The organism is Sphingobium sp. CR2-8 (assembly GCF_035818615.1).
Classification (GTDB): Bacteria; Pseudomonadota; Alphaproteobacteria; order Sphingomonadales; family Sphingomonadaceae; genus Sphingobium.
This window is the reverse complement of sequence record NZ_JAYKZY010000002.1, coordinates 763,496-779,135: the sequence shown is the minus strand read 5'-3', so window position 1 is coordinate 779,135 and position 15,640 is coordinate 763,496. Positions and strand designations below refer to the sequence as shown.

Below are 15,640 nucleotides of genomic sequence, written 5' to 3'. Positions count from 1 at the left end.
TTGATCAGTTTGCGGCCTCCGGCATGACTCCACGCCTGACAACATCCCGCCCTTGCTCTTCGGAAGCAGCAACAGACGTCGCGAGCGCGTCAATCTGGTCATCCGGGATGCGCCGGGCGATCATCGCCATGGTTGCGGGCGACTTGCGCGCATCGACAGTTCCGGTGTCGTGCTGCCATCCCCGCAGACGCGCCGCGAGATAGGATGCCTTCTGGTCGGCCAGCACTGGGCCTGCCTTGCCGGGCGCATGACAACCGCGGCAGGTCGGGATAGGCAAGCCTGCCTTGTCCTTGAGCGGCGCGAGTTGCGACAACATGCTTTTCGCATCCAGACCTGGCATGGCGGCGAAATGGCTGGCGAGCCTCGTCATTTCCTCTTCATTCAAGGTGGCAACCGCCGTCTGCATGACCGCGCTCGATCGTTCGCCAGAAGCATAGCGGCGCAGGCTTGCCAGCAAATAGGCAGGATTCTGTCCTCCCAGCACCGGAATATCGGGCTGGCCGCGCCCCCGCCCTTCCGTGCCATGGCATCCGGTGCAGGCTGCTAGCGTAGCAGGAGCGATACCCGTTACTCGCGTTTCATCTGACGCGTGCGTCAGTGTGCGATATTGCTGCGCCGTCATGCCCGGCAAGCGACGGACAAAGGCCGTCATGCGGCGCACCTCGTCAGGTCGATCTGATGCTGCCCAGGCGGGCATACCGGTGAATTTCACGCCGTGGCGGATGATCCAAAACAGTTCGCGATCCCGCCATTCGCCCGCTGTTTTCGCGAGATCGGGCGCTGGCGGCGTTGCGCTCTGCATAACCGGCGAAGGACGGACGCCCGGCGCACCGTGGCAAACCTGGCAAGCCTGCCGAAAATGTCCCGCAGCGCTGATGAGTCCGTCTTCGTCTAGGGGGTTTGAGGGAGTCTGGAAGGCAGAATAGGTCCGCACCGAATTGCGCATCACCCAGTGGAGAAACCAGTCGGTAATGCGCCAATGCCCGGACGAAGCGGAAATCTGCATCGCGCCCGACCAAGCGAAGAGCATGGCAACAAGACTGATGCCGAGCAGCGCAACGATGGCGCGCATCCACGTGATGCGGAAAGTCATACTATGCTCCGCTGACGAAGGAGACCGGCCAGAAGCGCCAGGCCGCCAATAAAATAACAGGCTGCCCCCAGCAGCAACATGATGACGCCGCCCAGTTGCTGGTCGATCAACGGGTCGAAGCCCACCGGCCCATGATGCTCCATGGGATATAGAGGCCGTGGCGCGAGACCGATGAGCACGCCCAGCAGCGTCATATGCATAGATGTGAGAAGCAGCGCGCCTATGCCCGCCATGCGCTGCGGCGCATGACATACGGCAGACCATAGCAGCAGGCCCGCAGCCAGAAAGCAAAACTGCTCGATGACGAGCCCTGGAATGGACTGCGCCGCCGCACGCATTGCAGGCAGATGCCACAGCCATACGATCAGCAGTTCGACCAGCATCATCGCCATCGGCGTCACAAAGCGGGGCCAGCGCCGGGCAGGGTCAAGGGCAGTCCCCGTCAAACCAATGGCGAGCAGCGGCGCGGCGACTGCCACGGCGATCATGTGCCCTGCCATATGGCCGATCATACCCAGCGGCAGCGCCGCGAGAAGCCATCCAAGTGGTAGGAAGGCCGACCCGGCGATCAGTGCGGCGCGCTTCACAGGCAATCTCGCAGGAATATGACGGGCATGGCCGTGAAAAGGACGCCGATGAAGCTCAGCCCCGCCAGCAGCAATGTCGATTTTGCCAGAAAACGCAGCCGGTCGATATCGGTCGAATCCTCATGCGGCACGCTGCCGCCCGGCCTGCGCCCCTGCATCCACGCGATCCAACCTGACAGGCCAATCAGGGCCAACGCGACCATCGTGCCGATAACGAACAATGTCGGGAAGGTCGCGAACGCGCCCGCCTTTGCGCAGGAAATCGCCGCCCAGAGATAGGCCATCAGGAAATGACCGGCCCAGATGGTGGGCGGAACTATCAGCGTCCAGAGCGTAACCTTCAGCCGCTCATGCCATTTGCCGCGCTCGGTCATGCCCCCTCCGGAAACAGGCCGATGGTGGCATAGGTGACGATGGCGGTCAGGGCGTAGAAGTGCATGTAGACGGTGATGTTGCGCAGGTCAGCGTCATGCCGCGGGTCCATCCTGCCTGCCAGGCTGCGCGCAAGCGCATAGCCTTGCATGATCGCCGCCACCCCCGCATGGACACTGGTCCAGATCGCCAGCGTCCACACGATCGCGGGATAGCTGTGTATCTGCGGATCAAGGCCGCTGGTCCATGGTCCCGCCAGTCCGGCACCAACTCCGGCGATGCTCAACATGATGCCGATGCACAGCAGGGCGCGCGCAATCGCGATCGCGCCCCGCACATGCACTTCCCGTGCTACGATCGTCGCCAGCCAGCCGAACACCCCGACCGTCAGTGCGATCATCGGCCACATCATGCCCGGCCCGTCCGCCATATCAGCGGGAGGAAAATCCGCATGGCGCGTCCAGAAGAAGAAATAGCCGAAGACAAGGCCGGAAAAGGCGGTCGCATCGGCCATCATCGTGATGAACATCGCCCACCATCCGGGCGCTGACGGGCCGGACAGATAGAGCGGCAGTTCGATACCATGGCCTATGGGCTTGCACGGTTTTTCCGGAATTTCCGCCGTCCCGGTCCACAACCACCATATCGCGCAAGCCAGCGTCGCCACACCACAGACGAGCGCGGCCCAATAGAGATGGTAGGTCGTCAGGATAAATACGCCGCCCAGCGCGATCGCCGTCAGCATCGGCTTGAAGCTGGGCGTGCCAAGCCGGATCACCGCCAGCGGCCGGGCGTCCAGCACCGTCGTCACGATGGTTTCGCGCCTGCCCTCCTCCGCATCGGGCAGGAAAAAACGCCCTTCGTCCACCTTCTTCACGAAATCACGTTGGTCCCAGATGGGATAGCGGCTCTCGATCAGTGGCACGGACCTTATGCCCCAATCCTCGTCATCGGGATGGGCCAGCCATTCGAGCGTTCCGGCGTTCCACGGGTTGCGCACCGCCTTGGCCCGGCGCGGCGAGAGGCAGAGATCGACGCAGATGATCGCGACACCGGTCGCGAACAGATAAGCGCCCCCCGTCGATATCATGTTGAGGCCGCCAAGGCCAAGCTCCGCGGGATAGGTGAAGACCCGGCGCGGCATGCCCATCAGGCCGGAAAGGTGCATGGGGAAGAAGGTGATATTCGCGCCGACGAACAGCATCCAGAAGGCGATCCGGCCGAGCCTGTCGGACAGTTTCTTGCCCGTTATCAGCGGCCAATAATAATAAAGGCCCGCGAACAGCGGCATCAGCGTCCCGCCGATCAGGACGTAATGAAGGTGGGCGACTATGAAATAGCTGTCATGCGCCTGCCAGTCGAAGGGGGCGACCGCCACCATCACGCCGGTGAGGCCCCCGATGACGAAGATGGCGAGGCTGCCGGTCGCATAGAGCAAGGGCGTCGACCATGTGACGCGACCGGCCCATAGCGTCGCAATGAACACGAAAATCTGGACCCCGGTCGGGATCGCTACGGCTTCCGAAGCCGCAGAAAAGAAGGCCAGGCTGATCTTAGGCAGGCCCGTCGTGAACATGTGGTGGACCCACAGGCCGAACGACAGGAAAGCCGTTCCTACCGCCGCCAGCACGATCCAGGGATAGCCAAGCAAGTGCCGGTTCGCGAAGGTCGGCACCAGCATCGCGAACAGCGCGATCGATGGCAGGAAGATGATGTAGACTTCGGGATGACCGAATATCCAGAAGAGATGCTGCCACAGCAGCGGATCGCCGCCCCGGCTCGCATCGAAGAACGGCCAGCCGAGCAACCTTTCCATCTCGAAGAGAATATCGCCCGCGATCAGCGGCGGAAAGGCGAATAGGATCATCACCGCCACGACGAGGATATACCAGGCGTAGAGCGGCATGAGGTTGAGTCGCATTCCCGGCGGTCGGCACTTGAGCACGCCGACGATGAGTTCCACCGCCGCCGCGACCGACGATACCTCAATGAAGGAAAGCCCCAGCATCCATATGTCCGCGCCAAGGCCGGACAGATCGGTGCGGGTCGTCAGCGGCGGATACATGAACCAGCCGCCATCCGGCGCGACGTTGAAGAATATCGATCCACCAACGAATATCCCGCCGATCAGAAAGGACCAGTAGCCGAAGGCGGAAAGACGCGGAAATGGCAGGTCGCGCGCGCCCAGCAACTGGGGCAGCAGGATGATCGACACCGCTTCGAACATCGGCACGGCGAAGAGGAACATCATCATCGAGCCGTGCAGCGTGAAGAGCTGATTGAAGGTGTTCGCGCCGACCAGATCATTGTCCGGCACCGCAAGCTGGGTGCGCATGATGAGCGCCAGCACGCCGGCGAACAGCATGAAAGCGAATGCGGTCAGCACATACCACACGCCCACACGGTTATTGTTGCAGTCGGTCCAGCGAAGGAACAGCCCTTTGGGCGGCGCCCACACGGCGCGCAGCCTTTCCTCCTGCGCGGCTCGCAGCGCCGGGTCGTCCTGATCGTGCAGGCTCATTGCAGTCCCTTGAGATAAAGTGCGATCGCCTGCGCGTCGGCGGCGCTGATTTGCGGGTAGGCCGGCATGCGGGCACCGGGCTTCGCGTCTTGCGGCGACCGGATGAAGGCGGCGATGTTCGCGGACGTAGGCGGCAGGATGCCCGCGCCCAGCGTCTGCCTTTCGCCAAATCGGCTGAGGTCAGGACCGATCGCCGCAGCATGCGCCGTCCCCCGGATAGCGTGGCAGGCGCCACAACCATGCGCATCGAACAATGCGCTTCCGCTTGATGCAAGGGCAGCCTTGCTCGCCCCCGGCTTTTTTCAAGCCAGGCATCAAAATCCGAACCGTCCATTGCTATCACGTCGAAAGCCATCAGCGCATGGGAAAGGCCACAAAATTCCGCGCATACGCCGCGATAGCGCCCTGTCTTTTCCGCCTTGACTACCAGTCGGTTGGTGCGCCCCGGTATCATGTCCATCTTGCCCGCCAGGCCAGGAATCCAGAAACTGTGGATCACATCCTGCGCGGTCAGTTCGAACGCGACTGTCCGCCCGACCGGGATGCGAATTTCATTGGCGGAACGCAGCTTCGCTATGTCGCCCGATGGTCGATAGGTCACCCGCCACCAGAATTGCTCGCCATCGACCCGCACGACCAGATCGCCTGGGCCGCTGATGCGCGGACGCATGGCGGGCAACGCGTAGATAAGCAATGCCGCGAGGATCAACGTGGGACCGATCGCACCCAGCCAGAGGACCATCCGCATGCCATCATGGTGGGTGAGCTTGCCTTCCGGCGCCCGCACCGCGCGCAGATAGAGTGTGATCATGATCGCCACGATCACAGCCGCGCCAATGGTAAGGATCAGCGCCATATGTCGCACTTCGCGCGCTTCCGCACCGAAGACATGCAATGTAGATTGCTCCGCGTTGCAGGCCGCAAGGCCAGACAGCATCATCGTCCAGAACCATGGATTGCGCATCGCGCCCGATTTACCCCTTTTACGCCGCATCCGATGTGCTGCTCTAACGGGTCGAACACCCCAGTCGCCTTCCGGTTCAATGATTTCTGTTTCGTAACAAGCGTCTCAATTGCTGTTGCCGGGCAACCAAAGCGCGCGCCGGGCATTGCCTTCCAGTCATCCATTCGATCAGGAGACCCATGTTGCCCAGTGCCCCGCCGCGCGTCCGGCCTTTGCTGCAACCCTTGCACGGCCTGCTGCTGGCATGGCCGGTCGCCCTGTTTCCAGCAGCGCTGCTGTCCGACATCACCTATCTCAATAGCGCGGAAATCCAGTGGACCAATTTTTCGGCCTGGCTGATCACCGGCGGCTTGCTGGGCGGCGGCATCGTGTTGCTCTGGGTTTTCATTGGCCTGGTACGCGCTAAGGCCACTATGAGATCGCGTTCGGCGATATATCTGCTGCTCTTAGCGCTCATGTGGATTAGCGGCCTCATCAATGCCTTCCAGCATAGCCGTGATGGCTGGAGTTCTGTCGGCACGACCGGGTTGATCCTCTCCATTTTGAGCAGCCTCTTCGCCCTTGCTGCCGGTTGGGTCGCATATGCAGGCTATCGGGAGGATCGGCCATGACGATGCGCGCAATGCTCCTCTACACCGGCCTCCTTGCGCTCGCCGCATGTGGCCGCAGCCAGCCGGGCCTCGACCAGACTGGCGCTCGCCCCGACCTCCCCGACCAGCGGCAGACATTGTTGCCACCGATGAAGATCGCCACACCGGCCGGATGGCATGACGAAAAACCGACCGCTCCGGCGGGCTTCACCGTCACGGCGCTCGCCACCGGCCTTGCCATTCCGCGCCAGACCCTGGTCCTGCCTAACGGCGACATTCTGGTCGCGGAAGGGGCTGGCGGCGGTGCTCCCGCATTGCGCCCCAAGGATGTGATCGCCAACTATATCAAGGCGATGGGAAAATCGCCGGTCAAGGGGGGCAACCGCATCACTTTGCTGCGCGACGCTGATAATGATGGCCGCGCGGAATTGCGTACGAGTTTCATCACCGGTCTTAATGCGCCTTACGGCCTCGTCCATGTTGACGGGCAAATCTATGTCGCGGCACAGGACGCGCTTTTGCGCTTCCCCTATCGCGACGGCGTGACCCGCATCACCATGCCGGGCGTGGAAGTGACCAAATTGCCCTCCCACATCAACCATCACTGGACGAAGGCTCTGACTGCCGGGCCGGATGGATCGAAACTGTATGTCGGCATCGGTTCCAACAGCAATGTGGGCGAACGCAGCATGGGAATAGAGCAGGACCGCGCCGTCATCTGGGAGATCGACCGGCAAAGCGGCATGCATCGCACTTATGCGTCCGGCATTCGAAACCCCACGGCGCTCGCCGTCGAACCCCGGACCCGGCGGCTGTGGGCCGTTGTGAATGAACGGGACGAGTTGGGCCCGCAACTGGTGCCTGATTACATGACGGCGGTTCGTCCCGGCGCCTTCTATGGCTGGCCTTACAGCTATTGGGGGCAGAATGTGGACCCGCGCGTCCGTCCGCAGAAACCCGACATGGTTCGCCGGGCGATCCGCCCGGACTATGCGCTGGGATCGCATGTTGCTGCGCTGGGTATCAGTTTCACGACCCAAGGCGGTTTTGGCGGCAGCTTCACCGAGGGCGCATTCGTGGGCGAGCATGGGAGTTGGAACCGGCAGGATCTGTCCGGCTACAAGGTCGTATGGGTGCCATTCGCCGATGGGCATCCGTCAGGCAAGCCGCAGGATTTCCTGACCGGCTTCATCAAGGATGACCATGCCCGCGGCCGTCCGGTCGGCGTCACCTATGATCCTGTCCACGGCGCGCTGATCGTCGCGGATGACCTTTCCAACACAGTCTGGCGGGTAGCCCCAAGCCGCCGATAAGCACCCAGCGACAGCAGCTTTTCTATCTTCTTGAACTTGCCCTTGGCGTCCAGGCCGTCGATCCGGAACTTCACACGCCACAGTCGACTGCCCCCAGGGCTGACCAGCAGGAACAACCCGCGTTCGTCCGCCACCTTGAACGGCTTGGGCCCAGGCTTCAAAGCCCTGATTTTCGCATCCGAAAGCGCCATCGCGATGTCATTCCATCTGCTACAAATCGCTTCAGGGGGTATCGAGATTCGCGCCTAGGGGTCATACCCCCACAAAATACCCCCAGCGGGACACGGATGGGGGTGGACGGCGGCGAACACACCCGACCTGAAACAGTGAATTTTTAGCAGATTTCCGCCGTTTTTTCAACCCTGAACGGACGCTGCGGAGGGGGTACTGGTGCCGCTTACGTGACTCGAACACGTGACCCCATCATTACGAATGATGTGCTCTACCAACTGAGCTAAAGCGGCGTCGGGGCGGGCAGATACCAGCGGTTGGGGCGAAGGACAAGCGGGCATTTCTTTCCCTGCGCCGTTTTTTCGGGCCGTGGCGGCGGCGCCCCGCTCCACCCGATCCGGCCTGCCGCGTTTACACCAAATTTACCATCCCGTGCCACTGTCGAGTCCCGAAATAGATTATGACGTAAAGGTGGGACGATCGAATGGACACGCTGCGGGGGCATGACGCCGCCAATGACGAGGACGATTTCGACTATGTCGGCGACGCCCAGATGGACGCGCCGCCCGCCGTCATTTCCGACGAACGGCGCATGCAGGTGCGCGCCTATAATTATTGGGCCTCGCTGCTGGGCGACCGCGCGCTGCCCTCGATCGAGGATCTGGTCCCCGACCAGCTGGAAGATTTCGGCCCGCATGCCGTGCTGCTGGATTTCAGCGCGGGCATCGACAATCCCGCCATCGTCTATCTGGGCACCGCGCTGCGGCAGGAATGTCAGATCGACGGCAGCATCGATTATATCGCCGACGTCCCCGCCCGATCGCTCCTGTCGCGGCTGACCGACCATTATCTCCAGATCATCGCCAATGCCGCGCCGATCGGCTTCGAGGCCGAATTCGTCAACCAGCGCGGCGCGGAAATCCTGTATCGCGGCATATTGATGCCCTTCTCCTCCGATGACGACACGATCGATTTCGTCTTCGGCGTCATCAACTGGAAGGAACTGGCCAGCCGCAGCCTGTCCGACGCGCTGGAACTGGAAGTCGACCAAGCGCTGCGCGGCATTCCTGCCGCGCGCGACGCCGCACCCATCTGGGCGGACGGCCCCGCCGCCGACCGGCAGAGCAACAGCCTGGCTTTCGATGTTGACCAAGATGACGACGCGCTCGATCTGGCCGGTCTGGAATGCCCGACGGAGGATGCGCCGCTGGCCGACTGGCTGGCGATCGCCCGCGACGGCGCGGCGCGGGTCCGCATCAGCGAGGCGCGCAGCCATGCCGCGCTCTACCGCGCCGTCAGCCTCTCCTATGATTTCGCCCAAGTGGCGCAGGTCCGCCCCGACGATTATGCCGAACTGCTGCATGATTATGGGATCAAGGCGCAGGCCCGCAGCCCGATGACCGCCGTCATCAAGCTGGTCTTCGGCGCGACCTACGACAAGACGCGGATCACCGAATATGCCACCACGCTGGAGCATGCGATGGCCGCGGGCCTCAGCGTCGGGTCGCTCGCCGCCTATCTGTCCGCCTATGCCGGTGGCTTGAAGGCGCTGGTACGCGACGAACGCGCGTTGCGCCGGGCGCAGGCCCCCGCCCGGCCCGATCGTCGCCAGGTCGCGCGCGATACGATCAAGGCCGCCACGGCGCTCGATCCGGTCGCCGTCACCACCGATGCGGACGGGCTGGCCGTCGTCGTCGCCCGGCGCGAGGCCGACGGCACGTTGGCGATCGTCGCCGCCCTGCCGGAGGATAGCGACCTCAATCAGCGGGTCATCACGGCCGTCACCCGCTGATCGCCTGCGCGCGGCACGTCCTGTCGTGCCGCCATCGACGCACATGGCAAAAATGCTTCCATCGCGTCGCATCGATACTCGACATGCGGCGCGGGCTGGCCGATAGTTGCCCCATTGGCATGCCCCGCCCCTTGGCGCGGGTCCTGTTTTGGCTCATCATATTATTTCAAAAGATAGAAATTTTATTTCTTTACCAGGGTTGAGCCACCCTTCAGCCGGGCGCATATAGGCGCTCCTTAAAGCCGAGGAGTCGCATGGCGGCGATCCAGCGCCTCCTCCTTCATGATCCAAGCGGGCAGACCTGCGGTAAGAGGTGAGCGAATGACGGCGGTGGCGGAAGCGAAGAACAAGGACGTCGACAAGGATATCCGCCAGGCGCTGGAAGGCGCGCTGAGCCGGGGCGCGTTGCCGGGCGAGAGCGAGGGGTTTGACGAGGCCGCGCTGACCGCCGCCGCCGCCTTCCTGGGACGCACCGCCAATGGTCGCAAGCCGGGCGCGGTGTCCATCGCGGTCGAAACGCTGGGCGAAGGGGCGAATGGCCGCTTCATGCGGCTGGCGATCGTCAATGACGATATGCCCTTCCTGGTCGATTCCATCGCCAATGCGCTGGCGGCGGCCGACATCACCATCCACCGCCTGTTCCATCCGGTGGTGTCGGTGACGCGCACCAGCGACAATATTCTGTCGGCCATATTGGAGGACGACACGCCCGGCGCGCGCCGGGAATCCATGATCTATATCGAGACCGACCGGGCGGACGCGAAGGCGCGCCGGGCGCTCGAAAAATCCCTGCAGGAAACACTGGCCGACGTGCGCGCCGCGGTGGTGGACTGGCCCAAGATGCAGGCGGCCATGGCGGCCGACGCGGACGCCGTGCCGGACGAGGAAGGCGCGGCGTTGCTGCGCTGGTTTCTGGGCCGCCATTTCACCCAGACCGGGCATGAGATCCTGCATCGCGACGGCAGCAGCAGCGCGCCGCTGGGCATCTGCACCCGGCACGACAAGCCGCTGATCGCGCCGACGTCGCTGGAGGCCGCCTTCGCCTGGTTCGAGGAGGGCAAGCGCACCCCGCTCATCATCAAGTCCAGCCGCATGTCGCGCGTGCATCGCCTGGTGCTGCTCGACCTCGTCATCATCCCCGTCCGGGAGGGTCGGGAGGTCAAGGCGCTGTCGATCCATGCGGGCATGTGGACCAGTTCGGGCCTTTCGGCGACCCCGGACAAGGTGCCGCTGCTGCGATCGGCGCTGTCCAGCCTGATGGACAAGTTCGGATTCGACCCGCTGGGCCATGCGGGCAAGACGCTGGCCCATGCGCTGACCGCCCTGCCCCACGACATCACCATCGGCTTCGACCGCGAGACGCTGGAGCGGCTGGCGCTGACCTTCATGTCGCTGACCGACCGGCCGCGTCCGAAACTGGCGCTCGCCACCAGCGCGCTCGCCCGCCATCTCTACGCCTTCGTCTGGCTGCCACGCGACGAACTGTCGACGGCGCGGCGCGTGAGCATTCAGGACATGCTCTCGCTCAAGAGCCATGGTGCGGTGCTCAGCTGGTCGATCGCGCTGGAAGAAGGCGGCCTGGCGCTGTTGCGCATCACGCTCGACCTGCGCGATGGCGGCGTCGTGCCGGACGATGCCGTGCTGGACCGGATGCTCAAGCAGATGGTGCGCGGCTGGATTCCCGCCGTCGAGGAAGCCCTGGCGTTGACGGAGGAGCCTGGACGCGCTGCGGCCATGGCCCAGCGCTATGGTGGCGGCTTCCCCCTCGCCTATCGCAATGGCGCGGGACCGGAAGAAGCGGCGATCGACATTCGCATGATCCACGCCCTGTCGGGCGAAGGCGACAAGTCGATCCGTATCTACCGCAACCCCGAAGACAGCGCGGAGCGGCTGCGGCTGAAGCTTTACAGCCATGTGACCGTCGCCCTGTCCGAAGTCGTCCCCGCCTTCGAGAATTTCGGTTTCCGCGTGATCGAGGAAATGACCACCGCCATCAGCGGCAGCGCGAGCGAGGGCGGCACGCTGGGCCATGTCCAGCGCTTCGTGCTGGAACTGCCCGCAGGCGACGATGCGCAGAACGTGGTGGACCGCGCCGAAGTCGTGACGGAAGCCATCGCGCAGGTGCTGGAGGGCGTGGCGGAAAATGACCGGCTGAACGAACTGATCGTGACCGCCGGTCTGGCGCCGCGCTCGGTCGTGCTGCTGCGCGCCCTGTATCGCTATCTGCGCCAGGCGGGCGTCGCCTATGGCATGGCGACCTTCGCCGACACGCTGCGCAAGGCGCAGGGCGTGGCCACCAACCTCATCACGCTGTTCGCAGCGCTGCACGATCCCGCCGCGCAGGATGGCGCGGCCGACCGGATCGCGCAGGCGCAGGCGGACATCGACGCCGGGCTGGAGCAGGTCGTAGCGATCGACGAGGATCGCATCCTGCGCCTGCTGCGCGCCGTCATCACCGCGACGCTGCGCACCAACTTCTTCGCCCCGGCCTCGGCCGAAGCGCTGGCGTTCAAGCTGGACAGCGCGCAGGTGCCCGGCCTGCCCGCACCGCTCCCCTGGCGCGAAATCTGGGTCTATTGCCCGCGCGTCGAGGGCATCCATCTGCGCGCGGGTCCGGTCGCGCGCGGCGGGTTGCGCTGGTCCGACCGGCGGGACGATTTCCGCACCGAAATCCTGGGCCTGATGAAGGCGCAGCGGGTCAAGAACGCCGTCATCGTGCCCACCGGCGCGAAGGGCGGCTTCTATCCCAAGCAGCTGCCCAATCCCCAGGTCGATCGCGACGCCTGGCTGGCGGAAGGCACCGAAAGCTATCGCATCTTCATCCGCGCGCTGCTGTCGATCACCGACAACATCGTGAAGAACATGGTGGAGCATCCGCAGGACGTGGTCATCCATGACGGCGACGATCCCTATTTCGTCGTTGCGGCGGACAAAGGCACCGCGACGTTCAGCGATGTCGCCAACGCGATCGCGCTGGAGCGCGGCTTCTGGCTGGGCGACGCCTTCGCCAGCGGCGGCTCCAACGGCTACGATCATAAGGCGATGGGCATCACCGCGCGCGGCGCATGGATTTCGGTCCAACGCCACTTCGCCGAAATGGGCGTGGATGTGCAGAGCGAGCCGGTCAGCGTCGTGGGCTGCGGCGACATGTCGGGCGACGTGTTCGGCAACGGCATGCTGCTGAGCAAGGCGATCAAGCTGGTCGCCGCCTTCGACCATCGCCACATCTTCTTCGACCCCGCGCCCGATCCGGCCAGCAGCTGGGAAGAGCGCAACCGGATGTTCGCCCTGCCCCGCTCCAGCTGGGAGGATTATGACAAGTCGCTGATTTCCAAGGGCGGCGGCATCTTTTCGCGCAGCCTCAAGCGCATCGCGCTGACGCCGGAAATGCAGGCGGTTCTCGACGTCACCGACACGGAGATGGAACCGGCCGCGCTGATTTCCGCGATCCTGAAGGCGCCTGCCGACCTGCTGTGGTTCGGCGGCATCGGCACCTATGTGAAGGCGGCGGCGCAGAGCCATGGCGATGTCGGCGACCCCGCCAACGACCGCCTGCGCATCAATGCCGAACAGTTGCGCGTCAAGGTGATCGGCGAAGGCGCCAATCTGGGCACGACCCAGGCCGGGCGCATCGCCTTCTCGCTGCGCGGCGGCCGCATCAACACCGACTTCATCGACAATAGCGCGGGCGTCGATTGTTCGGATAATGAGGTCAATATCAAGATCGCGCTGAACAAGGAGATGATCGAAGGCCGCCTGCCCTTCGACGCGCGCAACGCGTTGCTGGAAAGCATGACCGACGCGGTGGGCGACATCGTGCTGGAGGATAACCGCCTTCAGGCGCTGGGCCTGTCCATCGCCGAAGCGGGCGGCGCGGCCGACCTTGCCTCCTATGTCCGGCTGATCGAAACCTTCGAGGAAACCGGGCGGCTCGACCGGCAGGTGGAAGGACTGGCCGCCAACGACCAGTTGCTGCGGCGTGGACAGGACGGTCAGGGACTGACCCGGCCCGAACTGGCCGTGCTGCTGTCGACCGCGAAGCTGGCGTTGCAGGATGCGATCGAACATGGCGACCTGGCCAGCGACGATGGCATGACCGGCGAACTCATGGCCGCCTTCCCCCGGCTATGCAGGAAAAGGAAGCAGACGCCATCGCTGCCCATGCGCTGCGCAAGGAGATCATCGCGACCAAGGTCGCCAACCGCATCGTCAATCGCCTGGGCCTCATCCACCCGTTCGAACTGGCGGAGGAGGAAGGCTGTTCGCTCGCCGACCTCGCCAGCGCCTTCCTGATCGCGGAGCGGCTTTACGATATCGGCACGCTATGGGCCGATATCGACGCGGCCGACATGTCCGAAGGCGCGCGCCTGGCGCTGTTCAGCAGCATTGCGGGCGGCATGCGGGCGCAGATCGCCGATATCCTGCGCGCCCTGCCCGCCGGAACCCTGCCAAGCGAAGGGCATGAACGCCTGGCCCAGGGCGTCGGCACGCTGGCGGCCGAGGTCGACGATCTGCTCACCAGCGAAGCGCAGCGGCGCACCGGCGCAGTCACGGAGCGACTGCTGGGCCTGGGCGCGCCCGAAGCTCTGGCGGTCCGCACGGCCGGTCTGTTCAAGCTGGACGGCGCGGTCGGCATTGCCGCGCTCGCCGCGCGCATGGGCGTGGACGAAATCGCGCTGACCCGCGCCTTCACCCATTTGGGCGAAGCGGTCGGCATCGACTGGGTCCAGTCTGCCGCGTCGCGCATGGAGCCGACCGATCCGTGGGAGCGGCTGCTGATATCGGGCGTCGCGCGCGACATGCAGCAGGTGCGGCTCGACTTCCTGGCGCTGGGCGCTGGCAGCACCAGGGGCAAGGATGGCGACAAGGACATCGCCACCCATGTCGAGGACTGGTTGCAGGCCAAGGGCGCGCGCGTCCGCCAGTTCCGGACCCTGGTCCAGCGCGCCAAGGCCGCCGCGACGCCTAATGTCGCGATGCTCGCCGAAATCGCAGGACAGGCGCGCGGCCTGCTGGGCCGCTGATCAAAAGACGTAGAATAGCGGCGGCGTCCAGTCAGGACGCCGCCGCTATTTTTCAATAAGCCCAATACCCGACCCCGTTCGGGCTGAGCCTGTCGAAGCCCTCTTCATGTGGGAGAGGACTAACATGCCATGCTGTTCCCCGGCGCAGGCCGGGGTCCAGTCCCACGCTCTGAGCTGGATCCCGGCCTGCGCCGGGGAACTGGCTTATGGGTCAGCACCATCGCATTCCGGCATTAGGTTGGCGGTACATCCGCCACCGGTGCGTCATCATCCCCATAAGGATCGGGCAGGACGATCTTGGGCGCGCCCTTCTTGCCGGGCGTGGGCATGTCCTCGCCATAGATGGGGATGACCGGCTCGGCAGGCGCACGGCCGTGCAGCGCGTCGATCTCCGCCTGACGCTGCTTCATATAGAGGGTGCGATAGACGGTATAGGGATCGTCTTCCTTGCGGATCGCCCGGATCGTCTCGTCGAAGGCCGCGCGTTCGCCCAGCTGGTTCAGGATCGAGGAGGGGATGACATAGGTCGGCTTGTTGAACGGCGTGCCCACGGCGAAGGGCACGACCATCTTGTCCACCGTATCGCCGACAAGGTCGCGCAGCGTGGTCGGGCCGATGATCGGCAGATACATGAACGGCCCCGGCCCGACGCCATAGAAACCCAGCGTATTGGCCAGGCCATTGTTGCGATGCGGCAGATTGAACGGCGGGCGTTTGGCGACGTCGAACAGGCCGACAAAGCCCAGCGTCGAATTGACGCCGAAGCGCCCGACCGTTTCCGCAGCCTTGCCCGGCTTGAACTGGAGCAGATAGGCCGCCGCGACGACGGGATCGCCCAGGTTGGAGAAGAAGTTGCGCAGCCCCTTGCGCACCGGACGCGGCAGGCCCTTGTTATAGGCCTTCGCCACCGGTTCGACCACGGCCTTGTCCACCGACTGCACCGTCTGGAAGCTCTGGGCGTTCAGTTGCTCCAGCGGATCGCCCTTGGGCGCGCCCTTTTCGCCGGTGACGACGATATCCTGCACGTCATCGGGCTGCGCGGGCGGCTGCGCGACGGGCGCGGTGGCGGGCGGCGGCGCATCCTGCACGCCGGGCGCGGCCTGTGCGGCCAAAGCCGGTTGCGGGGCAGCGTTTTCCGCCTGTATCCCCATCATCATCATTCCCGCAGCGACGGCCGGCAACAGCATATTCATATCCTAGCAGCAGCCATGCG

General features: G+C 64.3%; 10 protein-coding genes, 1 tRNA gene and 2 pseudogenes. 4 read left to right on the top strand and 9 right to left on the bottom strand.

The window, feature by feature from the left end; all coding sequences use genetic code 11:
• Nucleotides 1–4: 4 nt before the first annotated feature.
• The 6 genes and pseudogenes from U5A82_RS07685 to U5A82_RS07660 all read right to left on the bottom strand — a co-directional run.
• Nucleotides 5–1,093 (bottom strand): c-type cytochrome, encoded by a 1,089-nt coding sequence (locus tag U5A82_RS07685; RefSeq protein ID WP_326289898.1) that lies wholly within the window; start codon nt 1,091–1,093, stop codon nt 5–7.
• Complete coding sequence (locus tag U5A82_RS07680) at nt 1,090–1,680, bottom strand: cytochrome c oxidase assembly protein (RefSeq protein WP_326289896.1); 591 nt, start codon at nt 1,678–1,680, stop codon at nt 1,090–1,092. The genes U5A82_RS07685 and U5A82_RS07680 overlap by 4 nt, the downstream gene beginning before the upstream one ends.
• Entirely contained in the window at nt 1,677–2,054 is a 378-nt protein-coding gene (locus tag U5A82_RS07675; RefSeq protein ID WP_326289894.1) for a hypothetical protein, read from the bottom strand. Before U5A82_RS07675 ends, U5A82_RS07680 begins: the two co-directional genes overlap by 4 nt.
• The gene (ctaD, locus tag U5A82_RS07670) at nt 2,051–4,573 is read right to left on the bottom strand and encodes a cytochrome c oxidase subunit I (protein WP_326289892.1); all 2,523 of its coding nucleotides are present in this window, start codon (nt 4,571–4,573) and stop codon (nt 2,051–2,053) included. The genes U5A82_RS07675 and ctaD overlap by 4 nt, the downstream gene beginning before the upstream one ends.
• Nucleotides 4,570–4,827: a c-type cytochrome gene (locus U5A82_RS07665; protein ID WP_326292875.1), complete on the bottom strand. Its 258-nt coding sequence runs from the start codon at nt 4,825–4,827 to the stop codon at nt 4,570–4,572. Before U5A82_RS07665 ends, ctaD begins: the two co-directional genes overlap by 4 nt.
• Before the next feature lie 107 nt (nt 4,828–4,934).
• Nucleotides 4,935–5,384 (bottom strand): annotated as a pseudogene (locus U5A82_RS07660) (cupredoxin domain-containing protein); the annotation flags it as partial.
• A 335-nt stretch (nt 5,385–5,719) separates the two neighbouring features.
• Here U5A82_RS07660 and U5A82_RS07655 point away from each other — a divergent pair.
• Both U5A82_RS07655 and U5A82_RS07650 read left to right on the top strand, forming a co-directional pair.
• On the top strand, nt 5,720–6,148 hold the full coding sequence (locus tag U5A82_RS07655) for a DUF2231 domain-containing protein (RefSeq protein ID WP_326292874.1): 429 nt from the start codon (nt 5,720–5,722) through the stop codon (nt 6,146–6,148).
• Nucleotides 6,145–7,440, top strand: a complete 1,296-nt coding sequence (locus U5A82_RS07650; protein WP_326289890.1) for a PQQ-dependent sugar dehydrogenase — start codon at nt 6,145–6,147, stop codon at nt 7,438–7,440. The genes U5A82_RS07655 and U5A82_RS07650 overlap by 4 nt, the downstream gene beginning before the upstream one ends.
• Here the strand turns inward: U5A82_RS07650 and U5A82_RS07645 are convergent.
• Entirely contained in the window at nt 7,359–7,631 is a 273-nt protein-coding gene (locus U5A82_RS07645) for an Arm DNA-binding domain-containing protein (protein WP_326289889.1), read from the bottom strand. The genes U5A82_RS07650 and U5A82_RS07645 overlap by 82 nt on opposite strands.
• 197 nt (nt 7,632–7,828) lie before the next feature.
• Nucleotides 7,829–7,904: transfer RNA gene (locus tag U5A82_RS07640), tRNA-Thr, on the bottom strand.
• 191 nt (nt 7,905–8,095) lie between these two features.
• On the opposite strand from U5A82_RS07640, the gene U5A82_RS07635 reads away from it, so the two are divergent.
• Nucleotides 8,096–9,403, top strand: a complete 1,308-nt coding sequence (locus U5A82_RS07635) for a PAS domain-containing protein (RefSeq protein ID WP_326289888.1) — start codon at nt 8,096–8,098, stop codon at nt 9,401–9,403.
• Between the two features lie 321 nt (nt 9,404–9,724).
• Nucleotides 9,725–14,427, top strand: a pseudogene (locus U5A82_RS07630) (NAD-glutamate dehydrogenase).
• Nucleotides 14,428–14,660: 233 nt separating this feature from the next.
• Here U5A82_RS07630 and U5A82_RS07625 read toward each other — a convergent pair.
• A complete protein-coding gene (locus U5A82_RS07625) occupies nt 14,661–15,614 on the bottom strand; it encodes an MlaA family lipoprotein (protein WP_326289887.1) in 954 nt (317 codons plus the stop codon).
• Nucleotides 15,615–15,640 lie beyond the last annotated feature (26 nt).

What these genes read in the sequence shown, in the direction of transcription:
- ctaD (WP_326289892.1), bottom strand. Translation starts at nt 4,573, where the DNA reads ATGAGCCTGCACGATCAGGACGACCCGGCGCTGCGAGCCGCGCAGGAG.
- U5A82_RS07650 (WP_326289890.1), top strand. Translation starts at nt 6,145, where the DNA reads ATGACGATGCGCGCAATGCTCCTCTACACCGGCCTCCTTGCGCTCGCC.
- U5A82_RS07675 (WP_326289894.1), bottom strand. Translation starts at nt 2,054, where the DNA reads ATGACCGAGCGCGGCAAATGGCATGAGCGGCTGAAGGTTACGCTCTGG.
- U5A82_RS07685 (WP_326289898.1), bottom strand. Translation starts at nt 1,093, where the DNA reads ATGACTTTCCGCATCACGTGGATGCGCGCCATCGTTGCGCTGCTCGGC.
- U5A82_RS07625 (WP_326289887.1), bottom strand. Translation starts at nt 15,614, where the DNA reads ATGCTGTTGCCGGCCGTCGCTGCGGGAATGATGATGATGGGGATACAG.
- U5A82_RS07635 (WP_326289888.1), top strand. Translation starts at nt 8,096, where the DNA reads ATGGACACGCTGCGGGGGCATGACGCCGCCAATGACGAGGACGATTTC.
- U5A82_RS07645 (WP_326289889.1), bottom strand. Translation starts at nt 7,631, where the DNA reads ATGGCGCTTTCGGATGCGAAAATCAGGGCTTTGAAGCCTGGGCCCAAG.